This is a genomic window from Rhodococcus marinonascens NBRC 14363 (assembly GCF_001894885.1).
GTDB lineage: Bacteria > Actinomycetota > Actinomycetes > Mycobacteriales > Mycobacteriaceae > Rhodococcus_F > Rhodococcus_F marinonascens.
In genome coordinates this window covers 1-1,244 of record NZ_BCXB01000127.1, presented here as the reverse complement: position 1 = coordinate 1,244, position 1,244 = coordinate 1, and the positions used below count along the sequence as shown (strand labels likewise).

General features: G+C 64.1%; 1 protein-coding gene. It reads right to left on the bottom strand.

The window, feature by feature from the left end; genetic code table 11:
- Positions 1 to 1,244: AMP-binding protein (locus tag RM2_RS23160; protein WP_169846827.1), on the bottom strand; the 1,244-nt coding region annotated here is incomplete at both ends.

Genomic DNA, 1,244 nt, shown 5'->3' with positions numbered 1-1,244 from the left:
CCGGGACACCGATCGGCACGGTCAACGTGTCCAGACCGTCGAGTCGATACGACGTCACAATGACCGCAGCCTCGGTCGGCCCGTACATGTTGTCCAGAACCGCGTCGGTGCGGGCGGCGAACCGCGACACCAGATCCACCGGCAATTCCTCACCGCCGACATACACCAAACGCACCGAAGCAGGGATCCGCACCTCGGGGTCCGCCAGCAGCGCCCCCAGCATCGACGGCACGAACGTCACCACCGTGACACCGGTGTCCTGCATCAACGACAGCAAATACTCCGGATCACGATGCCCATCCGGGCGTGCAATCACCAACCGGGCCCCGACAGCCAACGACCAGAACAACTCCCACACCGACGCATCAAAGGTGACCGGTGTCTTCAACACCATCACATCGGAGTCGGTGACGTCGCATTCGGAGATCCTCCACGACAAGAGGTTGACGACCGCACGATGACTGACCGCCACACCCTTCGGCCGCCCCGTCGACCCGGAAGTGAAGATGACATACGCCGTGTTCTCCGGACGCAACGGCGACCGGAGTTCGGAGTCCACCACCGCACCGGAGGAATACCCCGACACATCCACCACATCGACGTCCACCACCCGGTGCCCCGACACGACGATTCTGTCCCGGGACGTGGACAACACACACACCGGTGCCGCGGTATCGAGCACATACTCTGTGCGCTCCGCAGGCTGATCCGGATCGATCGGCACATACGCCCCGCCCGCCCGGAGCACCGCATAGATTCCGATCATCATCTCCGGCGATCGGCGCATCCCGACCGCCACCAACGACTCCGGGCCCACACCCGCATCGATCAGATACCGGGCCAACCGGTTCACCCACGCATCGAACTGCGCATACGTCAACGACTGGCCCTCGAACACCAACGCCACCGCATCCGGTGTCCGGGCCACCTGCGCATCGAACCCGTCGAGCAGCAACACCTCCGGCACCTGGTGGTCGGTGTCGTTCCAGGTGTCGAGCACCAGTGCCCGTTCACTGTCGTCGAGGACAGAGACCTCTCCCACCGGCACCGACGGATCTTCGAGAACAGTCTCGAGCACCCGGACGAAGCGCTCCGCGATCTCTTGCACTGTCGCCGCATCGAAAATGTCTGCCGCATACCCGAGCGTGCCCGCATAGCCACCCTCGCTACCAAGAGGCTCGGCGAGAGCCATCGACAGATCGAACTGCGCCGCCTCCCACTCCACCTCGACCGGTGCGATCGTC